General features: G+C 72.0%; 23 protein-coding genes. 12 read left to right on the top strand and 11 right to left on the bottom strand.

Annotation, left to right across the window (positions count from 1 at the left end):
- Positions 1-15: 15 nt before the first annotated feature.
- From JHE00_RS01520 to JHE00_RS01505, 4 genes are all read right to left on the bottom strand, one after another.
- A complete protein-coding gene (locus JHE00_RS01520) occupies positions 16-1884 on the bottom strand; it encodes a CheR family methyltransferase (RefSeq protein ID WP_307831772.1) in 1869 nt (622 codons plus the stop codon).
- Positions 1885-1938: 54 nt separating this feature from the next.
- Complete coding sequence (locus JHE00_RS01515; RefSeq protein WP_200313965.1) at positions 1939-2676, bottom strand: STAS domain-containing protein; 738 nt, start codon at positions 2674-2676, stop codon at positions 1939-1941.
- A 1-nt stretch (position 2677) separates the two neighbouring features.
- Complete coding sequence (locus tag JHE00_RS01510; RefSeq protein WP_307831771.1) at positions 2678-3730, bottom strand: chemotaxis protein CheB; 1053 nt, start codon at positions 3728-3730, stop codon at positions 2678-2680.
- Positions 3731-3858: 128 nt separating this feature from the next.
- Positions 3859-4761: a LysR family transcriptional regulator gene (locus tag JHE00_RS01505; protein ID WP_200313963.1), complete on the bottom strand. Its 903-nt coding sequence runs from the start codon at positions 4759-4761 to the stop codon at positions 3859-3861.
- Between the two features lie 138 nt (positions 4762-4899).
- Between JHE00_RS01505 and JHE00_RS01500 the strand changes: the two genes are divergently transcribed.
- The 10 genes from JHE00_RS01500 (at position 4900) to JHE00_RS01455 (ending at position 13630) form a co-directional block, all read left to right on the top strand.
- The gene (locus JHE00_RS01500) at positions 4900-5829 is read left to right on the top strand and encodes a CoA transferase subunit A (protein WP_200313961.1); all 930 of its coding nucleotides are present in this window, start codon (positions 4900-4902) and stop codon (positions 5827-5829) included.
- A gap of 3 nt (positions 5830-5832) precedes the next feature.
- Positions 5833-6591 (top strand): CoA-transferase subunit beta, encoded by a 759-nt coding sequence (locus JHE00_RS01495; RefSeq protein WP_200313959.1) that lies wholly within the window; start codon positions 5833-5835, stop codon positions 6589-6591.
- A gap of 37 nt (positions 6592-6628) precedes the next feature.
- Positions 6629-8131, top strand: coding sequence for a 3-hydroxyacyl-CoA dehydrogenase (locus JHE00_RS01490; protein WP_200313957.1), 1503 nt, complete (start codon positions 6629-6631; stop codon positions 8129-8131).
- Between the two features lie 11 nt (positions 8132-8142).
- On the top strand, positions 8143-9303 hold the full coding sequence (locus JHE00_RS01485) for an acyl-CoA dehydrogenase family protein (protein ID WP_200313955.1): 1161 nt from the start codon (positions 8143-8145) through the stop codon (positions 9301-9303).
- A 117-nt stretch (positions 9304-9420) separates the two neighbouring features.
- Positions 9421-9843, top strand: a complete 423-nt coding sequence (locus JHE00_RS01480; protein ID WP_200313953.1) for a hypothetical protein — start codon at positions 9421-9423, stop codon at positions 9841-9843.
- 41 nt (positions 9844-9884) lie between these two features.
- Positions 9885-10715 (top strand): DUF427 domain-containing protein, encoded by an 831-nt coding sequence (locus JHE00_RS01475; RefSeq protein ID WP_200313951.1) that lies wholly within the window; start codon positions 9885-9887, stop codon positions 10713-10715.
- Between the two features lie 83 nt (positions 10716-10798).
- Positions 10799-11131, top strand: a complete 333-nt coding sequence (locus JHE00_RS01470) for a lycopene cyclase domain-containing protein (RefSeq protein WP_200313949.1) — start codon at positions 10799-10801, stop codon at positions 11129-11131.
- Complete coding sequence (locus tag JHE00_RS01465; RefSeq protein ID WP_200313947.1) at positions 11128-11451, top strand: lycopene cyclase domain-containing protein; 324 nt, start codon at positions 11128-11130, stop codon at positions 11449-11451. Before JHE00_RS01470 ends, JHE00_RS01465 begins: the two co-directional genes overlap by 4 nt.
- Complete coding sequence (locus JHE00_RS01460; protein ID WP_200313945.1) at positions 11448-12131, top strand: class I SAM-dependent methyltransferase; 684 nt, start codon at positions 11448-11450, stop codon at positions 12129-12131. The genes JHE00_RS01465 and JHE00_RS01460 overlap by 4 nt, the downstream gene beginning before the upstream one ends.
- Positions 12089-13630 carry a hydroxysqualene dehydroxylase gene (locus JHE00_RS01455; RefSeq protein ID WP_230422775.1) on the top strand — a complete coding sequence of 514 codons (1542 nt, stop codon included), beginning with the start codon at positions 12089-12091 and terminating at the stop codon, positions 13628-13630. The genes JHE00_RS01460 and JHE00_RS01455 overlap by 43 nt, the downstream gene beginning before the upstream one ends.
- A 21-nt stretch (positions 13631-13651) precedes the next feature.
- On the opposite strand, the gene JHE00_RS01450 is transcribed toward JHE00_RS01455, so the two are convergent.
- Positions 13652-14671 (bottom strand): DUF5914 domain-containing protein, encoded by a 1020-nt coding sequence (locus JHE00_RS01450; RefSeq protein WP_200313943.1) that lies wholly within the window; start codon positions 14669-14671, stop codon positions 13652-13654.
- Positions 14672-14681: 10 nt separating this feature from the next.
- A complete protein-coding gene (locus JHE00_RS01445; RefSeq protein ID WP_200313941.1) occupies positions 14682-14987 on the bottom strand; it encodes an EthD family reductase in 306 nt (101 codons plus the stop codon).
- A 228-nt stretch (positions 14988-15215) separates the two neighbouring features.
- Between JHE00_RS01445 and JHE00_RS01440 the strand changes: the two genes are divergently transcribed.
- Positions 15216-15563 carry a YciI family protein gene (locus tag JHE00_RS01440; protein WP_200313940.1) on the top strand — a complete coding sequence of 116 codons (348 nt, stop codon included), beginning with the start codon at positions 15216-15218 and terminating at the stop codon, positions 15561-15563.
- Between the two features lie 6 nt (positions 15564-15569).
- Positions 15570-16787, top strand: a complete 1218-nt coding sequence (locus tag JHE00_RS01435) for an RNA polymerase sigma factor (protein WP_200313938.1) — start codon at positions 15570-15572, stop codon at positions 16785-16787.
- A gap of 4 nt (positions 16788-16791) precedes the next feature.
- Here the strand turns inward: JHE00_RS01435 and JHE00_RS01430 are convergent, their stop codons facing one another.
- Genes JHE00_RS01430 through JHE00_RS01410 form a run of 5 tightly spaced genes read right to left on the bottom strand, consistent with a single transcriptional unit; the run spans position 16792 to position 19807 of the window.
- Positions 16792-17613 carry a pentapeptide repeat-containing protein gene (locus JHE00_RS01430; protein WP_200313936.1) on the bottom strand — a complete coding sequence of 274 codons (822 nt, stop codon included), beginning with the start codon at positions 17611-17613 and terminating at the stop codon, positions 16792-16794.
- 31 nt (positions 17614-17644) lie between these two features.
- Positions 17645-17944, bottom strand: a complete 300-nt coding sequence (locus JHE00_RS01425; RefSeq protein ID WP_200313934.1) for a hypothetical protein — start codon at positions 17942-17944, stop codon at positions 17645-17647.
- Positions 17931-18161 (bottom strand): hypothetical protein, encoded by a 231-nt coding sequence (locus tag JHE00_RS01420; protein ID WP_200313931.1) that lies wholly within the window; start codon positions 18159-18161, stop codon positions 17931-17933. The genes JHE00_RS01425 and JHE00_RS01420 overlap by 14 nt, the downstream gene beginning before the upstream one ends.
- Before the next feature lie 48 nt (positions 18162-18209).
- On the bottom strand, positions 18210-18665 hold the full coding sequence (locus JHE00_RS01415; protein ID WP_200313929.1) for an Lrp/AsnC family transcriptional regulator: 456 nt from the start codon (positions 18663-18665) through the stop codon (positions 18210-18212).
- Positions 18662-19807 carry a M24 family metallopeptidase gene (locus JHE00_RS01410; protein WP_200313927.1) on the bottom strand — a complete coding sequence of 382 codons (1146 nt, stop codon included), beginning with the start codon at positions 19805-19807 and terminating at the stop codon, positions 18662-18664. Before JHE00_RS01410 ends, JHE00_RS01415 begins: the two co-directional genes overlap by 4 nt.
- Between the last annotated feature and the right edge of the window lie 12 nt (positions 19808-19819).

The following is a 19819-nucleotide window of genomic DNA, read 5'->3' as shown; positions in this document are numbered from 1 at the left end:
CCGGCGACCCTCGTGTCACTCGACCGGCTTGGTTCCCCGTGCCTCCATCAGCAGTATCACGCCCTGCGGCGCGCCGGAGGGGCTGCGCAGAGCACCGCACACCAGGCGCAGCTCGATCTGCCTGCCGAACCGGTTCACCGCCGTCAGTTCCAGCTCCGCCGAGAACGACGGGTCGGCGAGCGTACTGCCGACCACGGAGCGGATCTCGTCCAGCGGCAGGCCGATGTCGAGGCCGAACAGGCGCTGGCCGTCCGCCTCCTCGTGGCGCAGGCCCCAGAGGTCCTCGGCGCCGGAGTTCCACACCGAGATGCGCATGTCCGGATCCAGCACCACCACGCCCGCCTTGATGGACGTCAGTATCGACTCGAGGAAGTTGTTCACCTCGTCGAGCTCGAGTGTGCGGCCGCGCAACGTGTCGTTGATGACCTGGAGCTCGTCGTTGGTCGACTGCAGCTCCTCGTTCATCGTCTCCAGTTCCTCGTTCGTGGACTGGAGTTCCTCGTTGGTGGTCTCCAGTTCCTCGTTGGTCGACTGGAGTTCCTCGTTGGTGGTCTCCAGCTCCTCGTTCGTGGACTGGAGCTCGCCGTAGGTGGACTCGAGCTGGCGGTGCGCCTGCTCGAGCTCGTCCAGCAGGGTGCGCGAGGACGTCACGTCGTGGAACACGACCGACACACCGATGAGCCCGCTGTCGGCGTTGGCGAGCGGGTTGACGTGCACCTCGAACCAGCTCGACTCGCTGGCGGGCCTGCGCCACTCCACGTCCTTGATGCGGATCGCCCTGCGTTCGAGCTTGGCCTGTTCGATGAACGCACGCAGCTCCACCGGGCGGTACGAGATCTCCAGGTCCCGCAGCAGCCGCCCCACGTCCCGGCTCGACAGGCCGAACATCTGCTCCGCGGGCTGGTTGACCAGTGCGACGACGTCGTCACCGGTCACCACGATCTGCGCGACCGGGCTCGCGGCGAACGCCAGCTCCCGCAACTGCCCGATTCCGGAGACCTCCCCGTGCCGGTCGGTGATCAAGGTGTCGGCGACGAAGCGGTTCAGCACGCTCGGAGCGGTCGCGGCCTTGCGGAACACCCGCCGTTTCAGGTCGAACGGGTCGAAGATCTTCGTGTGGCTCAGCAGCATCTCGGCCTGGCCCAGGAAAAGCAGGCCGCGCGGCGCCAGCGCGAAATGCAACCGGTTGAGAATCTTCGTCTGTGTCTCGACATTGAAATACATCAAAGTGTTGCGGCAGACCAGCAGGTCGATCCGCGAAATCGGCGCGTCCTGCACGAGATCGTTGCGCCCGAAGATCACGGAACGGCGCAGATCGCTGCGGAACGAGTACCGGTCCCCCTGCAGTTCGAAGTATTTCTCCAGCAGGTCCGGTGGAACACTTTCCACCGCTGCCGGATCGTACGAGGCGTGCCGCGCCTGCGCCAGGGCCTCGTCGTCGACGTCAGTCGCGTATATCTTCACCCGCTGCCGGAACTGTTCGGCGCCCAGCGCCTCCGCCAGGACGATAGCGAGGCTGTATGCCTCCTCCCCTGACGCGCACCCCGCGCTCCACACCCGGATCGGGTCGTCGGGAGTCCGCTCGGCCAGCAGCGTGGGGATGACGTCGTCACGCAGGAAGTCCCATGCCTCCTGGTCGCGGAAGAACGCGGTGACGTTGATCAGAATCGTGTTGAACAGCGCGACGAACTCCTCGGCGTTGACCTGGAGAACGTCGACGTAATCGGCGAACTGGGTCACGTTGATCTGACTCATGCGCCTGCGCACGCGGCGCATGAGGCTCGCCCTTTTGTACCCTGTGAAATCGAATCCCCTGGATTCCTTGAGGTAGGTCAGCAGAGCCTCGAAATCGGGATCCGTCGTGCCCTCGTCAACGCCGTTCACAGTCATCACCGTAGCGTCCTGGGGAATCGTCCCGACCAGTGGTCGGCGTGGTGATCACACGCGAATCGTCGCCCACACCACCTTGCCGCCCGCTCGGGTGGGAGCGCTGCCCCACGCCCGCGCCAGCCGGGCGACCACTTGCAGCCCGGACACCTTCCGCACGCCGTCCGGGCGTTCGCGCAGCACCGCTGGACTGGGGTCGTCGTCGGCGACGGCCACCGTCAGCAGGTTCTCCCGCAGTTCCAGGCGCACCGTCGCGAACGACAGTGTGTGCCGCACCGTGTTCTCGACGAGCTCCGTGACGAGGAGCTTCACGTCGTCGTCCCTGCCGCGCACGTCCCACCGCCGCAGCACGCCCATCGAGAACTCGCGGGCGAGCGCACCCGCGCTGCCGTCCGTCATCGTGGCGATCGCCCTGCGCCGGGGCGGCGGTGTGCCCACGGCCGCCACCGCCGACTCCAGGTCCGCATGGATGGGGATGAACCTGGCGATCGCGGATGTGCGCAACCGGTGCAACCTGTCTGGATCGCGCACCACGACCGACAGCGGTACGCCCGGCCACTCGGCCGTGCACGTGTAGGCACTGGTGAGCACCGTCAGCGACGCGGTGGAGACGATCTCGAGGTCGTCGAAGTCGACGACCACCGCGTCCGGCTCCTCCACGGCGCATTTGACGAGCGTGTCCCTGAGCTGGGCGTAGGTGCGGGCGCTCAGCTCACCCGACGGGCGCACGACGAGGCAGCCGGCGACGTCCTCCAGCGTGATGTCGAGCCAGGGTTGTGTCGTCGCCATCTCAGCTCACCGAGGTTCCGGCCGTCGAGTACACGGTCCCCAGGTGCGAGCGCAGCACGTCCGCCGCGTGCGCGGCCTCCGCCGCGGCCCGCTCGTAACGCCCGCGCAGGGAGGGCTGCGACCGGGGACTCGCGCCCGCGCGTTCCGCCATCCTCCGCGCGAGGCTCGCCTCCTCGTCGAGTGTCCGCAGAGCGGTCCACAGCGCTCGCTCCAGCTCGTGGCCCCGCGCTCGCAGCAGAGCCTCCTCCGTCCATGCGTGACCCACGTAGCAGCGGTACCGGCCGGCCCCGAGGTCCAGCAGCGATCCCGAGCAGTCGGGGCACACGAACCCCGACGGAACCCCGAGTTCGGCGTGGTCGCGCCGGGTCAGCATGTCGTTGCCCCGCGCGATCCGGTTTTCCAGTTCCACCAGTACATCGGGCTGCATGTGTTCCTCGCCCTCCGCTGGCTCGGCGGCGAGCGCCGTCAGCACCTCGCCCATCTCGTCGAGTGTGACGACGTGATCGGCGGCGACCGCGCGCAGAGCGCTCTCCGGCATGCTGCTGTACAAGGCGTCGTCGGGCGACTGGACGACGGTCCTGCCGTTGGCCGCGGCGATCGCCGCGAGACCGGCAGCCCCGTCGTCGAGCATGCCCGAGAGCACGACGCCGGTGACGCGACCGTTCAGGTCGAGGGCCGCGGACCGGAACAGTGCGTTGATCGCGGGCCGGTGCCCGCTTTCGGTGGGGCCGTTGGTCAGTAGTGTCCGGCCGTTCTCCACGAGCAGATGGTGGTCGGGCACGGCGACAGCCACGGTTCCCGGTTTCAGCGGCACATCGTTCTCGGCCGGACGGACCGGCAGGGCACCCGCGCGGTCGAGAATCGAGGCCAGTGCGCTGGTACCGCCAGCGGGCAGGTGCAGGACCGCCAGTACCGCGGCCGGCAGATCCGGTGGCAGCCCGGCGACGAGGCAGCGCAGCGCTTCGACGCCGCCTGCCGACGCGCCGACGACGATCAGGTCACGATTGGTTGTGTTCCGCGCGCCCACGGGAAACATCGCCTCCTCGGCCCGCACGACGTTGGTGTGTCACGAGAAAGCCAGCGTTGGTGCCGGACATCCGAGAACTACCCTCACCGCCATGGCCTCAATCTCTTAGCCAAGCACTAATGGCCTGCCACGACTAGCCCCGGCCCCGAGTATTTTCAGCGGTCCACGTGCAGCGTGGGCAGGGCGCGCTCGGCGATGGCGAGCACCGTGCGCAGCGCGGCGGAGGGGTTGTCGGGCCGCCAGGCCAGAGCCACCTGAAGGCGGTGCCCCGGCCCGGAGAGGGGCCGGTACACGAGCCCGGTCTGCTGGATGTGCTGACAGGAGGTCAGCGTCAGCGTCACGCCCACGCCCGCCGCCACGAGCGCGAGGATCGTCCACGAGTCCGGCGCCTCCTGCACAACCCTGGGCGTGAACCCCTCCTCGCCGCACACGCGCACGGTCGCGTCGCGCACCGTCGAACCCGCGTTGGCGGGAAAGCTCACGAACGGTTCGTCGGCGAGGTCGGAGATCGCGATGGCGTCCCGCAGGGCGAGCGGGTGGTCCGACGGCAGTGCGCAGACCATGTCCTCCTCGTCGATCACCCTGGCGGCCACACCGGGCTGGGTCACCGGCAGCCGGACGAACCCGAGGTCGAGCGAGCCGTCGGCGACCCGGGCCAGCGCGACGTTGGCATAGGTCTGCCCGCGCATGACCAGTTCCAGCCCGGGGTGCGCTGCGCGGACCGCCCTGGTGAGCAGAGGCAGGCTCTCGTGGCTCGACGCGCCGGCGAACCCGACGCTCACCCTGCCGTACTCGCCGCGGCCACCCGACTTGGCGGCGCTGACGGCGAGGTCAAGGTCGTCGAGCACCCGGCGCACGGGATCGAGGAACGACTCCCCCGCGCTCGTCAGCCGCACCGAGCGGGTGTTGCGCTCGAACAGCGGGACGCCGAGCTCCTTCTCCAGCTGCCGGATCTGCTGACTCAACGGGGGCTGGGCCATGCCGAGTCGTGTCGCGGCGCGACCGAAGTGCAGTTCCTCGGCCACGGCGACGAACGACGTGAGGTAGCGCAGCTCCACGAGCCCCTCCAGACACCGAGCCGAATTCAGACGCTCAGCGTATCAATGTGACCCTAATTCAGTATTGGACGCATAACAATGTGGCCTGGCAAGGTGAGGAACCGACCACGCTGCCCCCTCAGCCGTTCAGGAGCGACGATGCCCCGGTCCACGCCGGACAAGACCACGACCCTGCGCGAGGCCGTCGCGGCCCACGTGCGTGACGGGGACACCGTGTCGCTCGAGGGCTTCACCCACCTCATCCCGACGGCGGCGGGTCACGAGATCATCCGGCAGGGCAGGCGCGATCTCACGCTGGTGCGGATGACCGCCGACATCGTGACCGACCAGCTGCTCGCGGCCGGGTGCGTTCGCGCGCTCGTCTCGTCGTTCGTGGGCAACTCGTCGGCGGGCTCGCTGGGCGAGCTGCGCAGGCGGGTCGAGCACGCCGACCCCGAGCCGCTGGAGTTCGAGGAGTACAGCCACTACGGCATGGTCTGCCGCTACCTGGCAGGCGCCCAGCGGCTGCCGTTCTACCCGCTGCACTCGTACGCGGGCAGCGACCTGCCGAGGGTCAACCCCGGCATCCGGACCGTCACCTCGCCCTACGCGGGCGAGCGCGTGCACGTCGTGCCGCCGGTGAACCCGGACGTGACGATCGTGCACGCGCAGCGCGCCGACCGGGCGGGCAACACCCAGATCTGGGGACTCACCGGGGTCCAGGCCGAGGCGGTGTTCGCGGCACGCACGGCCGTGGTCGTGGTCGAGGAGGTGGTGGCCGACGGCGTCGTGCGCTCGGACCCGAACCGCACGCTGATCCCCGCGCACGCCGTGGACGCCGTCGTCGAGTGCCCGCGCGGCGCGCATCCCTCCTTCGCCCAGGGCTACTACGACCGGGACAACGACTTCTACCGCGAGTGGTCGGCCATCAGTGCCAAGCCGGACCGGCTGCGCGCGTGGCTCGCCGAGTGGGTCTACGGCACGGCCGACCACGGCGAGTACGTCACCAAGCTCGGCGAAGGGCACTGGGCCGGGCTCGCGGTGGGCGAGGCCCTGAGCACGCCGGTGAACTACGGAAGGCGGCTCTGAGCCATGGAGTACACGTCCTCGGAACTGCTGGCCGTCGTCGCCTCGCGGGAGCTCGCCGGGCGGCGGACCGTCTTCGCCGGCATCGGCCTGCCCACGCTCGCGGCCTCGCTGGCACACCTGACCGTGGCACCGGAGCTGGAGACCGTCTACGAGTCCGGCGTCTGCGGAGCGCATCCCTCGCACCTGCCCCAGACCATCGCCGACGCGGTGCTGATCACCGGCGCCGAGGCGGTGCTGTCGATGCCCGCGCTGTTCGGCTATGTCCTGCAGGGCGGCCACATCGACGTCGGTTTTCTCGGCGCCGCCCAGATCGACCGGTGGGGCAACCTGAACTCGTCGGTGATCGGCGACTGGCACTCGCCCACGGCGCGGCTGCCGGGACCCGGCGGCGCGATGGAGGTCATGGCCAACGCCCGCGAGGTGTTCGTCGTGATGCGCCGTCACGACCGCCGATCCTTTGTGGACGAGCTGGACTTCTGCACCTCGCCCGGACCGGACCGGGCGCTGGCCGAGGGGTTCCGCCCGTTCGGCGCCGGCGTCACCCGGGTGGTGACCGAGCTGGGCATTCTCGGCCGCACCGCGCCGGGCGACGAGCTGCGACTGGTGGCGGTGCACCCGGGCGTCACCGCGGCGCGGGTGCGCGAGGCCACCGGGTGGGAGCTGGCCGTCGCCGACGACCTCACCACCGTCGAGCCGCCCTCGGCGGGCGAGCTGCGCCTGCTGCGCGACGATGTCGACCCGGCCCGGGTCTACCTTCGCTGATCCGAAGCTGTAGCGGTAACAACAAGGAGAACGCACCATGCGCATCAGGATCGTCGGCACCGGAGTGATGGGCAGGGGGATCGCCCAGTGGGCGGCCACCGCCGGGCACACGGTCGAGCTGACCGACGCCCGCCCGGAGTCGGTCGGCGAGGCGATCACGTTCGTCCGGGGCCTGCTCGACCGCTCGGTCGCCAAGGGCCGCACGAGCGAGCAGGAGGCCGCCGCGATCGTGGACCGGCTCGTCCCGGTCGGTGCCCCCGGCGAGCCCGGCGACGTCGACCTGGTGGTGGAGGCGATCCGCGAGGACCTGGACACGAAGGCAGCGCTGTTCACCGAGCTCGAGGCCGCACTGCCCGCGAGCACCGTGTTCGCCACCAACACCTCGTCGCTGCCGGTCACCCAGATCGCCGCCCGGCTGGCCGACCCGTCACGGCTGTGCGGGCTGCACTTCTTCAACCCGGTGCCGTTGATGACGATCGTCGAGGTCGTGCCCGGCGCGGCGACCCGGCCGGACGTCCCGGGCATGCTCACCGAGCTGGTGCGCGCCACCGGGCACCGCGCCGTCGTCGTCGCCGACACGCCGGGCTTTCTCGTCAACCACGCCGGGCGAGGGCTGGTCACCGAGGCGCTGGCGCTGCTCGAGGAACGCGTCGCCGAGCCCGCTGAGCTCGACCGCATCGCCCGCGACGTGCTGGGCCTCAAGATGGGGCCGTTCGAACTGATGGACCTCACCGGCCTGGACGTCACCGCCACGGTGATCGACTCCATCTGGGAGGGCTTTCGCTACTCCGACCGGCTCCGGGCGTCGTTCCTGACGCCCAACCGGCTCGCCGCCGGTCTGTACGGCCGCAAGACGGGCCGTGGCTGGTTCGACCACGCTGAGGGCGCGCGGCCACCCGCCGAGGCTCCGGTGACCGGCGACCCCGATCGTCCGGTGTGGACACCCGACGACACGGTGCGCACGGCGCTCGCCGCCGACGGAGCGACCGTCGAGGACGCCGCGCGGCCCTCGGCCGACGCCGTGGTGCTGGTGCCCACGTGGGGAACGACCGTGGCGGCACGGGTGGCCGAGGACGGTCTGCCCGCCGCACGCACCGTCGGCGTCGACCCGCTGTCGCTGCCGACCGCACGCCGCGTGCTCGCCGTGACCCCGGCGACCGATCCCGGCGCCGCCCGCGACGCCAGAGCCGCGCTCGCGCTCAGCGACCACCGCGTGTCCGTCGTCCGCGACAGCCCGGGATCGCCCGCGCAGCGCCTGGTCTCGTCGATCATCTCGGTGGCCGCGTCCATCGCCGAGCGCGGACTCGCCACCCCCACCGACATCGACGTCGCCGTCACCACCGGGCTCGGCTACCCCGCGGGACCGCTCGCGTGGGGCGAGAGCATCGGCGCTCCGGAACTCCTGACGCTGCAACGCGCTCTGCTCGAGGCCACGGGCGATCCGCGCTACCGCCCGACGCGCTGGCTCACCGAGCGAGCCCAGCTGGGCCTGCCGCTGACCGAACCGGGCACCTCCCCCGACCACGTCACCGAGTCCTGAGAGGACAACCGATGCTGGCACGCGACTTCGGGCTCACCGAGACCCAGCGCGACATCCGCGACCTCGCCGCCGGGTTCGTCGATGCCGAGATCGTCCCGCACGCACGGGACTGGGACCGCTGCGAACGCGTGGACCCCGCGATCGTGCGACGCCTGGGCGAACTGGGTTTCCTCGGGCTGACCATCGACGAACGCTACGGCGGAGTCGACGCCGACCTGCTCTCCTACGTGCTGGTCACCGAGGAGCTGGGGCGTGGCGACTCGTCGGTGCGCGGCATCGTGTCCGTGTCACTGGGCCTGGTCGCCAAGACCATCGCCGCCCACGGCACGGACGCGCAGCGGCAGGAATGGCTGCCGCGCCTGGTCCGCGGCGAGGCGCTGGGCTGCTTCGCGCTCACCGAACCGGGCACCGGCTCCGACGCGGGCTCGCTGCGCACCCGCGCCAGGCGCGACGGCGACGACTGGATCCTCGACGGCGCCAAGCTGTTCATCACCAACGGCACCCAGGCCGCGGTCGCACTCACCTTCGCGAGGACGAGCGAGTCCGGCATCACCGCGTTCCTGGTGCCCACGGACTCCCCCGGGTTCACCGCCACCGAGATCACCGGCAAACTCGGCCTGCGCGGGCAGGCGACGGCCGAACTGGCCTACGACGGCGTGCGCGTGCCGGACTCGGCCCGGCTCGGCGCGCTCGACCGCGGCCTCGGCATCGCGCTGGGAACCCTGTCGAGGGGCCGGATCTCCGTGGCGGCCGGTGCGGTCGGGCTCGCGCAGGGCGCACTCGACGCGGCCACGCGCTACTCCGGGGAGCGCGACCAGTTCGGCAAACCCATCGCGTCGTTCCAGCTCGTGCAGGAACTGCTCGCCGACTCGGCCGTGGACGTGCAGGCCTCCCGGCTGCTGACCCACCACGTCGCCAGGATGGCCGACTCCGGCATCGCGCCCAAGGACTACGCCACCGACGCCTCGGCGGCCAAGTACCACGCGAGCGAGACCGCGGTGCGGGTGAGCAACAACTGCCTGCAGGTCTTCGGCGGCTACGGCTTCGTCGACGAGTACCCGGCCGGCAAGTACCTCCGCGACGCCCGCGTGCTCACGCTCTACGAGGGGACGAGCCAGATCCAGAAGCTCATCATCGGCAGGGACCTCACGGGCATCGACGCGATGACGTGACCATGACCTCGCCATGTCCTCGCCGCCAACGGAGGTTCCCGCGAACGTTGCTGTCTGAACAGGTCAGCGCGAGCCGCGAGCCCTAAGATCAGCGGACGGCGCGAGTGAGGGGGCACGATGGCGCAGAGCGGGTACCGGCCCAGCAGGGTGTCGACGGTGCTGGCGATCGTGTTCGCCGGGTTGCTCGGGCTGGCCGCTCTGGTGAGCACGGTCGCGGGCCTCGCCCTGTTCGGCGAGGCGGCCAGGCCCGTGCCGCTGCTGCTGGCCGTGCTGGCGCACGCGGCCTGCGCGGGGTGCGCCCTCGCCGGTTGTGTGCTGTTGATCAGGCGCAGCGCCGCCGGGGTCGCGGCAGTGACGATCGGCGCTGTCGTCGCGTTGCTGATCGTGCTCCTCGACCTCGTCCTGGGATCCGCGACCGGTGAGGCGAACCCGACCGGCTACTCCTCGACCTACCACGGCGCCCTCGTGCTGTTCGGTGTGCTCGCTCTCGTGCAGGCTCGCAGGCGCGACACGAAACAGCAGGTCGGCCTGCTTCCCTGAGCGCCATTGACCGGCCGTACGCGGCGGCGGACAGTGACAGCATGGCCCTGCACCGCAGCGGGCGGCTGGCCCGCGAGTTCAGCGAGCTGCGCTACGAGCCGACTCCCAAGCGGGTCCGCGCGATCGCGGGCACCACCACCGTCGCCGACTCCCGCCGCGCCGTGCTGGTGTGGGAACCGAAGCGGGTGGTGCCGTCCTACGCGGTGCCCGCCGAGGATCTCGTCGCCACGCTGGAGGACGCCCCCGGCAGCGAGGCCCCCGAGCACCTCGTGCCGCTCGGGCCCGGCAGTCCCGGCGTGCTCGACCCGCGCACCGCATTCGCGGCCCACACCTGCGAGGGCACGCCGGTGACGCTGCGGGTGGCCGGGCACGCGCTCGCGGGGGCCGGATTCCGGCCCGCGGACCCCGACCTCGCCGGCTACGTCGTGCTCGACTTCGCCGCGTTCGACCAGTGGTTCGAGGAGTCCGAGCCGATCGTCGCGCACCCGCGCGACCCGTTCTCGCGCATCGACGTCCGGCGCACCGCCGACCGCGTGCAGGTGCTGCTCGACGACACGGTGCTCGCCGACTCCACCGGCGCGCTGATGCTCTTCGAAACCCTGATCACGCCCCGCTTCTACCTGCCGCCCTCGGACGTGAGGATGGACCTGCTCACCGCCTCGCCCACCACCAGCGCGTGCGCGTACAAGGGCGTGGCCACCTACTTCACGGCCCACGTCGGCGGGCGTGCGCACCCCGATGTGGCCTGGACCTACCGCAGGCCACTGCCCGGCGTCACCGAGATCGCCGACCACGTCTGCTTCTTCGACGAACGGGTGGACATCGTGCTGGGCGGGGTGCCGCGGCCGCGCCCGGTCACGCCCTGGTCCTGACTGCTCAGCTCTGACCGCCCGCCAGGCCACCTCGGCGGCCCGGCGGGCTCGCCCCGCGCCCGCCGGTGGCGAAGGATGGCCTCATGGAGGACACGGACCAACTGCACTATCTGTTCGTGCTCGCCGCCTGCGTGGCGATCACACTGCCCCTGGAGTTCCTCGGCTCCGGTGTCTACCGCAAGCCCCGCAAGCTGCTGGTCGCGCTGATGCCCGCCGCGCTGTTCGTGGTGTGGGACCTGCTGGCGCTCGCGGGCGGAGTGTGGAGCATCAGCGAGCGCTACACGCTCGGCGTGCACGTGCTGCCCGGGATGCCGTTGGAGGAACTGCTGTTCTTCGTGGTGATCCCGTTGTGCGGGCTGCTCACCTTCGAAGCCGTGCGCGGCGTGCTCGCCCGGTTCGGGAAGGTCCGCGCATGACCGGGCTCGGCTACACGCTGCCCGCCCTGCTCTCGGTGCCCGCGGTGGTGCTGATCGAGCTGGCCTGGTTGCGCACGGGGCTCTTCCGCCGTCCGGCCTACTGGCTGACCATGGCGATCGTGCTCGGATTCCAGGTGCCGGTGGACTGGTGGCTCACCAAACTCAGCGCCCCCATCGTCGTGTACTCCCCCGACCATGTCAGCGGGATCCGGTTCCCCTTCGACATCCCCGTGGAGGACTTCCTGTTCGGCTTCAGCCTCGTCACCCTCGTGCTGCTCACCTGGCTGCGCCAGGAACACCGCGACCGGGTCCGCGCGTGAGCGCCGACGTGCCCGCCGCGTTCGACGCCGCGGCGGCGGGCTACGACCGGCTCACCGGGCTCAACCCCGGCTACCACCGGCACCTGCGCCAGGCCGCCCGTGGACTCACCGGGGCGGGCCCCCGGATCCTCGACGTGGGCTGCGGCACGGGCGCCTCCACCGCGGCGGTGCTCGCCGCCGTGCCGCACGCGCGGGTGGTGGCCGTCGACGGGTCGGCGGGCATGCTCGCCGTCGCGAGGGACAAGGCGTGGCCGCGGCCCGTGGAGTTCGTGCACAGCCGGGTGGAGGACCTCGCCGCCGCGGGCGTCGCCGGACCGTTCGACGCCGTGTTCGCCGCCTACCTCGTGCGCAATCTGCCCGATCCCGACACCACCCTCACGGCACTGCGCGGGCTGCTGCGGCCCGGCGGGGTGCTCGTGATCCACGACTACAGCCTCGCCGAGCATCCCGTGCCCGCGTGCCTGTGGAGCGCGGTGTGCTGGGCGGTGATCATCCCGTCGGGCCGGCTCGTGTCGGGCGACGCGAGCCTGTACCGCTACCTGTGGCGCAGTGTGCGCCGGTTCGACGCGCCCGGCGAGCTGATGACGAGGCTGCGCCGCGCCGGGTTCGCCGAGGTCCGGTGCGGCACCGTGCGCGGATGGCAGCGTGGCATCGTGCACACGTTCCGGGCCACGACATGAGCCGTGATCGCAGGCTGGTCCGCCATCCCGCGCCGAGGGGCAGGCCCGACGCCCGGGGCCGGGGACTGCGCGCCGTCGTCGCGGGCGGCGGCATCGCGGGTCTCACGGCGGCGATCGCGCTCGCCGAACGCGGCGTCACCGTCGACCTCTACGAACGCGAGCCGTACCTCGGCGGCCGGGTCGGCGGCTGGACCACGACGCTGCCCGACGGCACGCGCACCGGGATGAGCCGCGGCTTCCACGCCTTCTTCCGCCAGTACTACAACCTGCGCACCCTGCTGCGCCGCGCCGATCCGGGACTCGATGTGCTCACCCCGGTGCCGGACTACCCGCTCGTCGACGCCCACGGCCGCACCGACACCTTCCAGGGCCTGCCGCTCACGCCGCCGTGGAACGCGCTCCGCTTCGCGCTGCGCAGCCCCACGTTCACCGCGAGGGACCTGCTGCGCGTGGACCGGCGGGTCGCGGCGGCGCTGCTCGACGTCCGCGTTCCCGGCACCTACACCGACCTCGACCGGCTCGACGCGCGGGAGTTCCTCGACCGGCTCCGGTTTCCCCACGCGGCACGGCATCTGGCGTTCGACGTGTTCTCCCGCAGCTTCTTCGCCGCGCCGGAGCGGCTCTCCGCGGCGGAGCTGGCCGTGATGTTCCATCTGTACTTCCTCGGCTCGTCGGAGGGCCTGCTCTTCGACGTCGCCGCCGCTCCCTTCGACCGCCTGTGGGATCCGCTCGCCGCCCACCTGACGCGCCAGGGCGGCACGATCCACACCGGGACGGCGGTGACGCGCATCGAGCCGGGCACCCGCCACACCGTGCACACCGGCGACGGTGCCGTCGAGGCCGACGCGGTGGTGCTCGCACTCGACGTCGGTGGCCTGCGCCGCGTCGTCGGCGACTCCCCCGCGCTCGGCCCGCGGGCGTGGCGCGACCGCATCGCCGCGCTCGAGAACGCCCCGCCGTTCTTGGTGCGCAGGCTCTGGCTGGACCGGCCCGTGGACAGCGGGCGCCCCGCGTTTCTCGCGACGGGCGGGCTGCCACCGCTGGACAACGTCAGCGTGCTCGACCGGTTCGACAGCGACGCCGCGGCGTGGGCCCGGCGCACCGGAGGCTCGGTCGTCGAGCTGCACGCCTACGCGGCCACCGTGCCCCGCGACGAGACCTCCGCCGCGCTGCTGACCCGGCTGCACCGGCTCTACCCCGAGACCCGCGACGCCGGGATCGTGGCCGATCTCAGTGAGTGGCGCGAGGACTGCCCGCTGTTCCCGCCGGGCTCGTTCGCCCGACGGCCGGGAGTGGAGACACCCGTGGAGGGGGTCGTCCTCGCCGGGGACGGCATCCGCGTGGACCTGCCGGTTGCGCTCATGGAACGCGCGGCGACCACCGGCTGGACGGCGGCGAACCGGCTGCTCGCGGGCTGGGGCGTGACCGGCCACGACCTCGAGAGCGTGCCCGTGCGCGGCAGGTACGCGCCGCTGCGGCTGCTGCCCTCGGCTCGCTGAGCCCGCCGAGTGCGCGGTAGCTCAGCGAACCTCGCCCGAGCGCAGGGCGTAGCGGCGCTCGGCGTAGGCGAGGTCGTCGCGCCACAACCGGGTCGCGGTCCGCCGCATCGCGGGACGCACGAGCGGGGCCAGCGACCTGGCCAGCGCGAAACCCCGTCGTGGCGAACCGGCCACCACGGCCTCCAGCACGGCCGTGCGCGGCCTGCCGTCGGAACCGGTGCCCAGCGGCGTCGCGTGGGTCTCGACCACGCTGCCCGCTCCCTCTCCCTCGGTGATGCGCATGACGACCGTGCGCGGTTCCGGGGCGGTGAACTCGGCGTGCACGGGGACCCCGAGACCGGGACCCACACGGAAGGTGACGTCCACGCCGAACAGGTCGCCGGCCTCGTCGCTGTCGTGGTCGACGCCGGGAACACGCGTGACGGTCAGCCGCGTGAACGAGTACGGGTGGAACCACGCGCCGTGCCACGGGTCGAGCCGGTTGGCCACGACGTCGCGGGGCTCGCACACACCCTCCAGCCTCGTGACGGCCGCGAGCGCACCGGCCAGCGGCGGGCGGTCCGGCACGACGGGCCGCGGCGTCGGGTCCTCACCGCCCTCGGTGTCGAGTCGCACCCACGCCAGCACACCGTCGTCGAAGGACGGTACCGGCGCCCAGCCCCGGGTCCCGTCGGCGACGGTGAGGCCGTGCCACCGGCACACCAGCGCGCCGCACACCACCCTGGCCTGCGCGAGCGGCGCGCCGAGGTGCGGGCACGCGCCCGGCCCGACCACGAGCACGCCGGAGTCGTCCCGCCACGCGACCAGCTCCCTGCCCGCGACCCGTGTGCCGTACGGCCGGTCGCGCCGCACCAGCTCACTGGCCGCGAACGGGAACCAGTTGCCCGAGGGCCTGGCCTCGGCGCGGCGCAGCGCCGCGCCGATCACCGCCGGATCGGCCTGACCGACCGTGGGCCGCTGCCGCGACCACGTCTGCTTCGGCACCGGCCGCACCGGCCAGTGTTCGGGCCAGCGCCGCGACCATCGGCTCGCCGTGTTCACGCGGCGTCGATCAGCTCTGCACGGGTGCGTAGTGGATCATGTGCACGCCGCCGGTGGCGTAGTTCGGCACGTCGGCGTTGACGGCCTGGCCCTGTTCCGACGACAGTGCGGCGACCATCGCGTCGTAGGAGTCGAAGTCGCCCTCGAACACCGCGAAGTACGGACTCTGGCCTCCCGGCGCCGACACGTCGAGGCTGTAGCGCATCGCCCGCAGCCCCGGCAGCGTCGCCGCCAGCGGCAGGTGCGTGTTCACGTAGTACTCGCGGAAGTGCTCGGGATCGGTGGGCGGCGGGTAGAGCACGGTGAGCCGGTACATCACCACTCCTCTCGGGACGGTCAGGTCCGGGCGCGGCGGGCGAGGATCCGCCGCTGCCGGTCCGGGTAGTCGAAATTGTCCGTGAACTCGTCGGCCACCGCACGGGGCGAGCGAAACCGGCGGGAATACTGGTTTTTCTCGGCCCGGCCTGTCGATCCGGCCGCCCGCCGTTCGTGTGGAGGGTGAGAGGCCGGCACCGGCGCCGGCCGCCGAACGAGGAGATCCACGATGAAGCAGTACCTGCTCAGCGTCTACCAGCCCGCCGGGGAACTGCCCGATCCCGAGTTCCTGGCCGGGGTGATGCGCGATGTGGAGGAGCTGAACCAGCGGCTGCGCGCGGCCGGGGCGTGGGTGTTCGCGGGCGGCCTGCACGCCCCGGACTCGGCGACCGTCGTGCGTGCCGACGGCGACGACGTGCTCACCACGGACGGGCCGTTCGTCGAGGCCAAGGAGTACCTCGGTGGGGTCACGATCATCCGCGCCGAGGACCTGGCCTCGGCACTGGCGTGGGGCCGCAGGCTCGCCGCCGCGACCACGCTGCCCATCGAGGTGCGTCCTTTCCAGGACGGGGACTGAGTACTCATGACGCAGCGGGCGAGTGCCGCGGACGTCGAGCGGGTCTTTCGCGAGGAGTACGGCCGCGCCGTCGCGGTCCTGACCCGCGTCTTCGGCGACCTCGACGTGGCCGAGGAGGCGGTCCAGGACGCGTTCGCGGCGGCACTGCGAACCTGGCCCGGCACCGGCGTGCCGCCCGCCCCGGCTGGCTGGCTCATCACCACGGCCCGCAACCGCACGATCGACCGGCTGCGCCGCGAGGCCTCGCGACAGGACCGGCACGCGCAGGCGGCGCTGCTGCACGTCCAGGACGAGCCGCCCGAGGAGGGCCTGGTGCGCGACGAGCGGCTGCGGCTGCTGTTCACCTGCTGCCATCCCGCGCTGGGGATGAGCGCCCGCGTCGCACTGACGCTGCGCCTGCTCGGCGGGCTCACCACCGCCGAGCTCGCGCGGGCGTTCCTCGTGCCCGAACCCACGATGGCGCAACGGATCGTGCGGGCGAAGGCCAAGATCCGCGACGCCCGGATCCCCTACCGCGTACCCGCCGAGGCAGACCTGCCCGAGCGACTCTCCGGGGTGCTCGCCGTCGTCTACCTCGTCTTCACCGAGGGACACACGGCGAGCGAGGGCGAGCGGCTGGTGCGCGAGGACCTGTGCGCCGAGGCGATCCGGCTCGGCAGGCTGCTCGCGCGGCTGATGCCCGACGAGCCGGAAGTGCTGGGACTGCTGGCGTTGATGCTCTTGGGCGAGTCGCGGCGCCCCGCGCGCCTCGGCCCGAACGGCGAGCTGGTGCTGCTGGCCGAACAGGACCGCGGCCGCTGGGACCGCGCGCTCATCGCCGAGGGACAGTCACTGGTGCGGCGGTGTCTGCGCCGCGACCGGCCCGGTCCGTATCAGCTCCAGGCCGCGATCAACGCCGTGCACAGCGACGCGCCGACGGCGGAGGCGACCGACTGGCGGCAGATCGTGCTGCTCTACGACCAGCTGCTCGCCCTCTCGCCGACCCCGGTGGTGGCGCTGAACCGGGCGGTCGCGGTGGCCGAAGTGGACGGTCCCGCCGTCGCGCTGGAGCAGGTCGACGAACTCGACCTGCCGCGCTACCACCTGTTCCACGCCATCAGGGCCGATCTGCTGCGCAGGCTGGGCCGCATGGCCGAGGCGGCGGCCGCCTACGAGACCGCGGCCGAGTACACCGCCAACGACACCGAGCGCGCGCTGCTGCGTCGCAGGCTCGCCGAGCTCTGAGCGCTCACGCGGACCAGTGCGCGGGCGCCGTGAGCGTCGGGGGCAGCGTCGTGGTGCCGTCGCCCCTCGCCGCGTCCAGCTGGGACTGGACGAGGAACAGGCTCGTGCCGAGGTCGGCGCCGCGCAGGTCCGCACCCCGGGTGTCCGCGCCGACGACGTCGGCCAGCCGCAGGTCCGCGCCCCGCAGGTCAGCACCGATCAGGACGGCGCCGCGCAGGTTCGCGCCGCGCAGGTCGGCCTTGCGGAAGTCGCGGCCCACCAGGTCGGCACCGCGCAGCTCGGCGGGGCGCCGCACCGGAGCGCGCGCCAGCTCGCTGGCCCGCTGCAGCACGGAGTTGACGCGCTGCCAGTGCTCGCGCGCGTCGAGATCCGCGAGCTCGTCCGGCCCCAGCAGCGTGAGCCGCTCGGTCTCGTCGCGCGCGACGGCGAGCGCGTCGTGCACCGGTGCGGCGGCGGGCAGGGTCAGCGCCTCGTGGACGTAGTAGAGCAGCTCGTGCAGTTCGCGCAGCACCGGGAAGACGGAGAACATCCGCTCGGCGCTGCCGGGGTCGGTGCGCCAGTCCCTGCCCTCGAAGGTCACCTGGGAGGTGTGCTGGCCCGCGCCGAAGCAGTCGTAGACGGTGCAGCCCGCGAAACCGCGTTCGCGCAGGTGCTCGTGGATGCCGCAGCCGAAGTCGGCGAGCAGGTTGTGACACGGGGTGCGCGCGGGCTTGTCGATCGCGAAGTCCGACGACCTCGAGAACGCGGGCACGACGCAGCAGAGCCCATAACAGCTGGAGCAGTCGGCTCGCAGGCGCGTGCGGAAGTCGGCGGAGGAGGCGGCCATCGCCGTCAGTCTAGGACGGTCGCTCGCACGGCTAGAGGTCGAGGGCGGCCCTGAGCGCGCTGTCGATCTGCTCCTGGATCTCCTCGTCGATCGCGGCGATGCGCCGATCGAGCCAGGGCCGGTAGATCCGGGTCAGGTACAGCGTCGACACCCAGAACCTGCCGTCGACCGCCACGCCGAGGATGTCGGCGGGGTCCTCTTCCAGCAGTTCGGTGCCCAGCAGCCACGGCCGCTCCGACTCGTTCACACCGTCCGAGGACAGCAGCAGGACCGCGCGCGGACGCGCTGGTTGCGTGGGTGGGTGATAAGTCCAGACCTCACCCCTCCGCACGCAGGTCCTCCAGCGCGGCGGAGAGCTCCTTCTCGTCCGTCGCGGCCGTGGACTCGGACAGCGCGGTGGACTGCGGGTGGTAGCCGGTGCGGACGGCTTCCCTGCGGGCGGCCTTCGACAACCACGACGACACCGAGATGCCGTGTGCCTTGGCGGCGCGCTCGGCGAACTCGAGCGCACCGGCGTCGAGCGAGAGAGTGACCTTACGTGTTGCCATACCTTTTACCGTACTCCGCCGCACGCCCGACGGACAGGGCCAGCGCCGCTACAACGTGGGCGAACGGCCCTCGAACGGCGTCGAGAGCACCACCGTGGTGCGCGTGGAGACCTTCGCCGACTCGCGGATCTTGCGCAGCAGCTCCTCCAGTGCCAGCGGCGAGGCCACCCGCACGAGCAGGATGTAGGACTCGTCGCCGGCCACCGAGTAGCAGGACTCGATCTCGGTGATGTGCTCCAGGCGCTGCGGGTAGTCGTCCGGCGCCGCCGGGTCGTTGGGCGTGAGCGAGATCAGTGCCGTCAGCGGCAGCCCGATCTGCTCGCCGTCCAGCCTCGTCGTGTAGCCGCGGATGACACCGCGCTGCTCGAGCCTGCGGACCCGCTGGTGCACCGCCGACACCGACAGCCCGACCCGCTCGGCGAGGTCGGTGAAACTGCGCCTGCCATCGGCGGAGAGTTCCCTGACGATCGCCTGGTCCAGCGGTTCGAGGACGGGTCCGGTCATGAGCCGAGGACGACCAGCTCGTGCGGCCGGTTGTTCAGCGCCTCCACGCCGTCGGCGGTGACCACCACGATGTCCTCGATGCGCGCTCCCCAGCGGCCCGCCTGGTAGATGCCGGGCTCGACACTGAAGGCCATCCCGGCTTCCAGTGGCAGGCTGTTGCCGCCGACGATGTAGGGCTCCTCGTGCACGTCGAGGCCGATGCCGTGGCCGGTGCGGTGGATGAACTCGGCGCCGAACCCCGCCTCGGTGATGATCTCGCGCGCGGCCGCGTCGATCTGCTCGGCCGTGGCACCGGGCCGCACTGCCTCGACGGCCGCCGCCTGCGCGCGCTGCAGCACCGCGTAGGTGCCCGCCACGTCGGCGTCGCGCGGCTCGCCGACCGCGTAGGTGCGCGTGGAGTCGGAGTTGTAGCCCTCGGCGATCGGGCCGCCGATGTCGATCACCACGATGTCGCCGCGCTCGATGACGCGGTCGGACACGTCGTGGTGCGGGCTCGCGCCGTTGGGGCCGGAACCGACGATCACGAAGTCGGCCGCGAGGTGGCCCTCCTCGACGATCGCGGCGGTGATGTCGGCGCCGACCTCGGCCTCGGTGCGGCCGGGAACCAGCCACTCCCCCATGCGCGCGTGCACGCGGTCGATCGCCTGCCCCGCCTTGCGCAGTGCGGCGATCTCCGCGGCGTCCTTGCGCATCCGCAGCTCCCGCAGCACCGGTCCGGCCAGCGTCTGCTCGGCACCCGCGACGGCCGCGCGCAGCGCGAGCACGTGCAGGGCGGCCATCGCGTCACTCACGGCGACCCGGCCCGGCGAGCCGAGCCTGCCCGCGACGAGGCCGTACGGGTCGTCGCCGTCGACCCAGGTCACCAGCTCCACGCCGAGGTCGTCGAGCGGCACGCCCGCGTAGCCGGGCGCCTCCAGCTTCGGCACCACCAGCGCGGGTGCGGCGTCGCCCGCGGGCACCACCAGTGTCGTGAGCCGTTCGAACGAGCCGCCCGCCTCGCCGATCAGGTAGCGCAGATCGGACCCTGGCGCGATGAGCAGCGCGTCGGTGTTCGCGTCGGCGGCCGCGCCACGGGCCTTCTCGAGGCGGGCGCGGAGGCTGGCGACATCGGGGACGGCGAGGTGCGGAGATCGGCGCGACATGGCGCTGAGCCT

The organism is Prauserella cavernicola, assembly GCF_016595675.1.
GTDB classification, from domain to species: domain Bacteria; phylum Actinomycetota; class Actinomycetes; order Mycobacteriales; family Pseudonocardiaceae; genus Prauserella_A; species Prauserella_A cavernicola.
The sequence above is the reverse complement of the archived record's forward strand: the minus strand, read 5'-3'. Positions and strand labels throughout refer to the sequence as shown.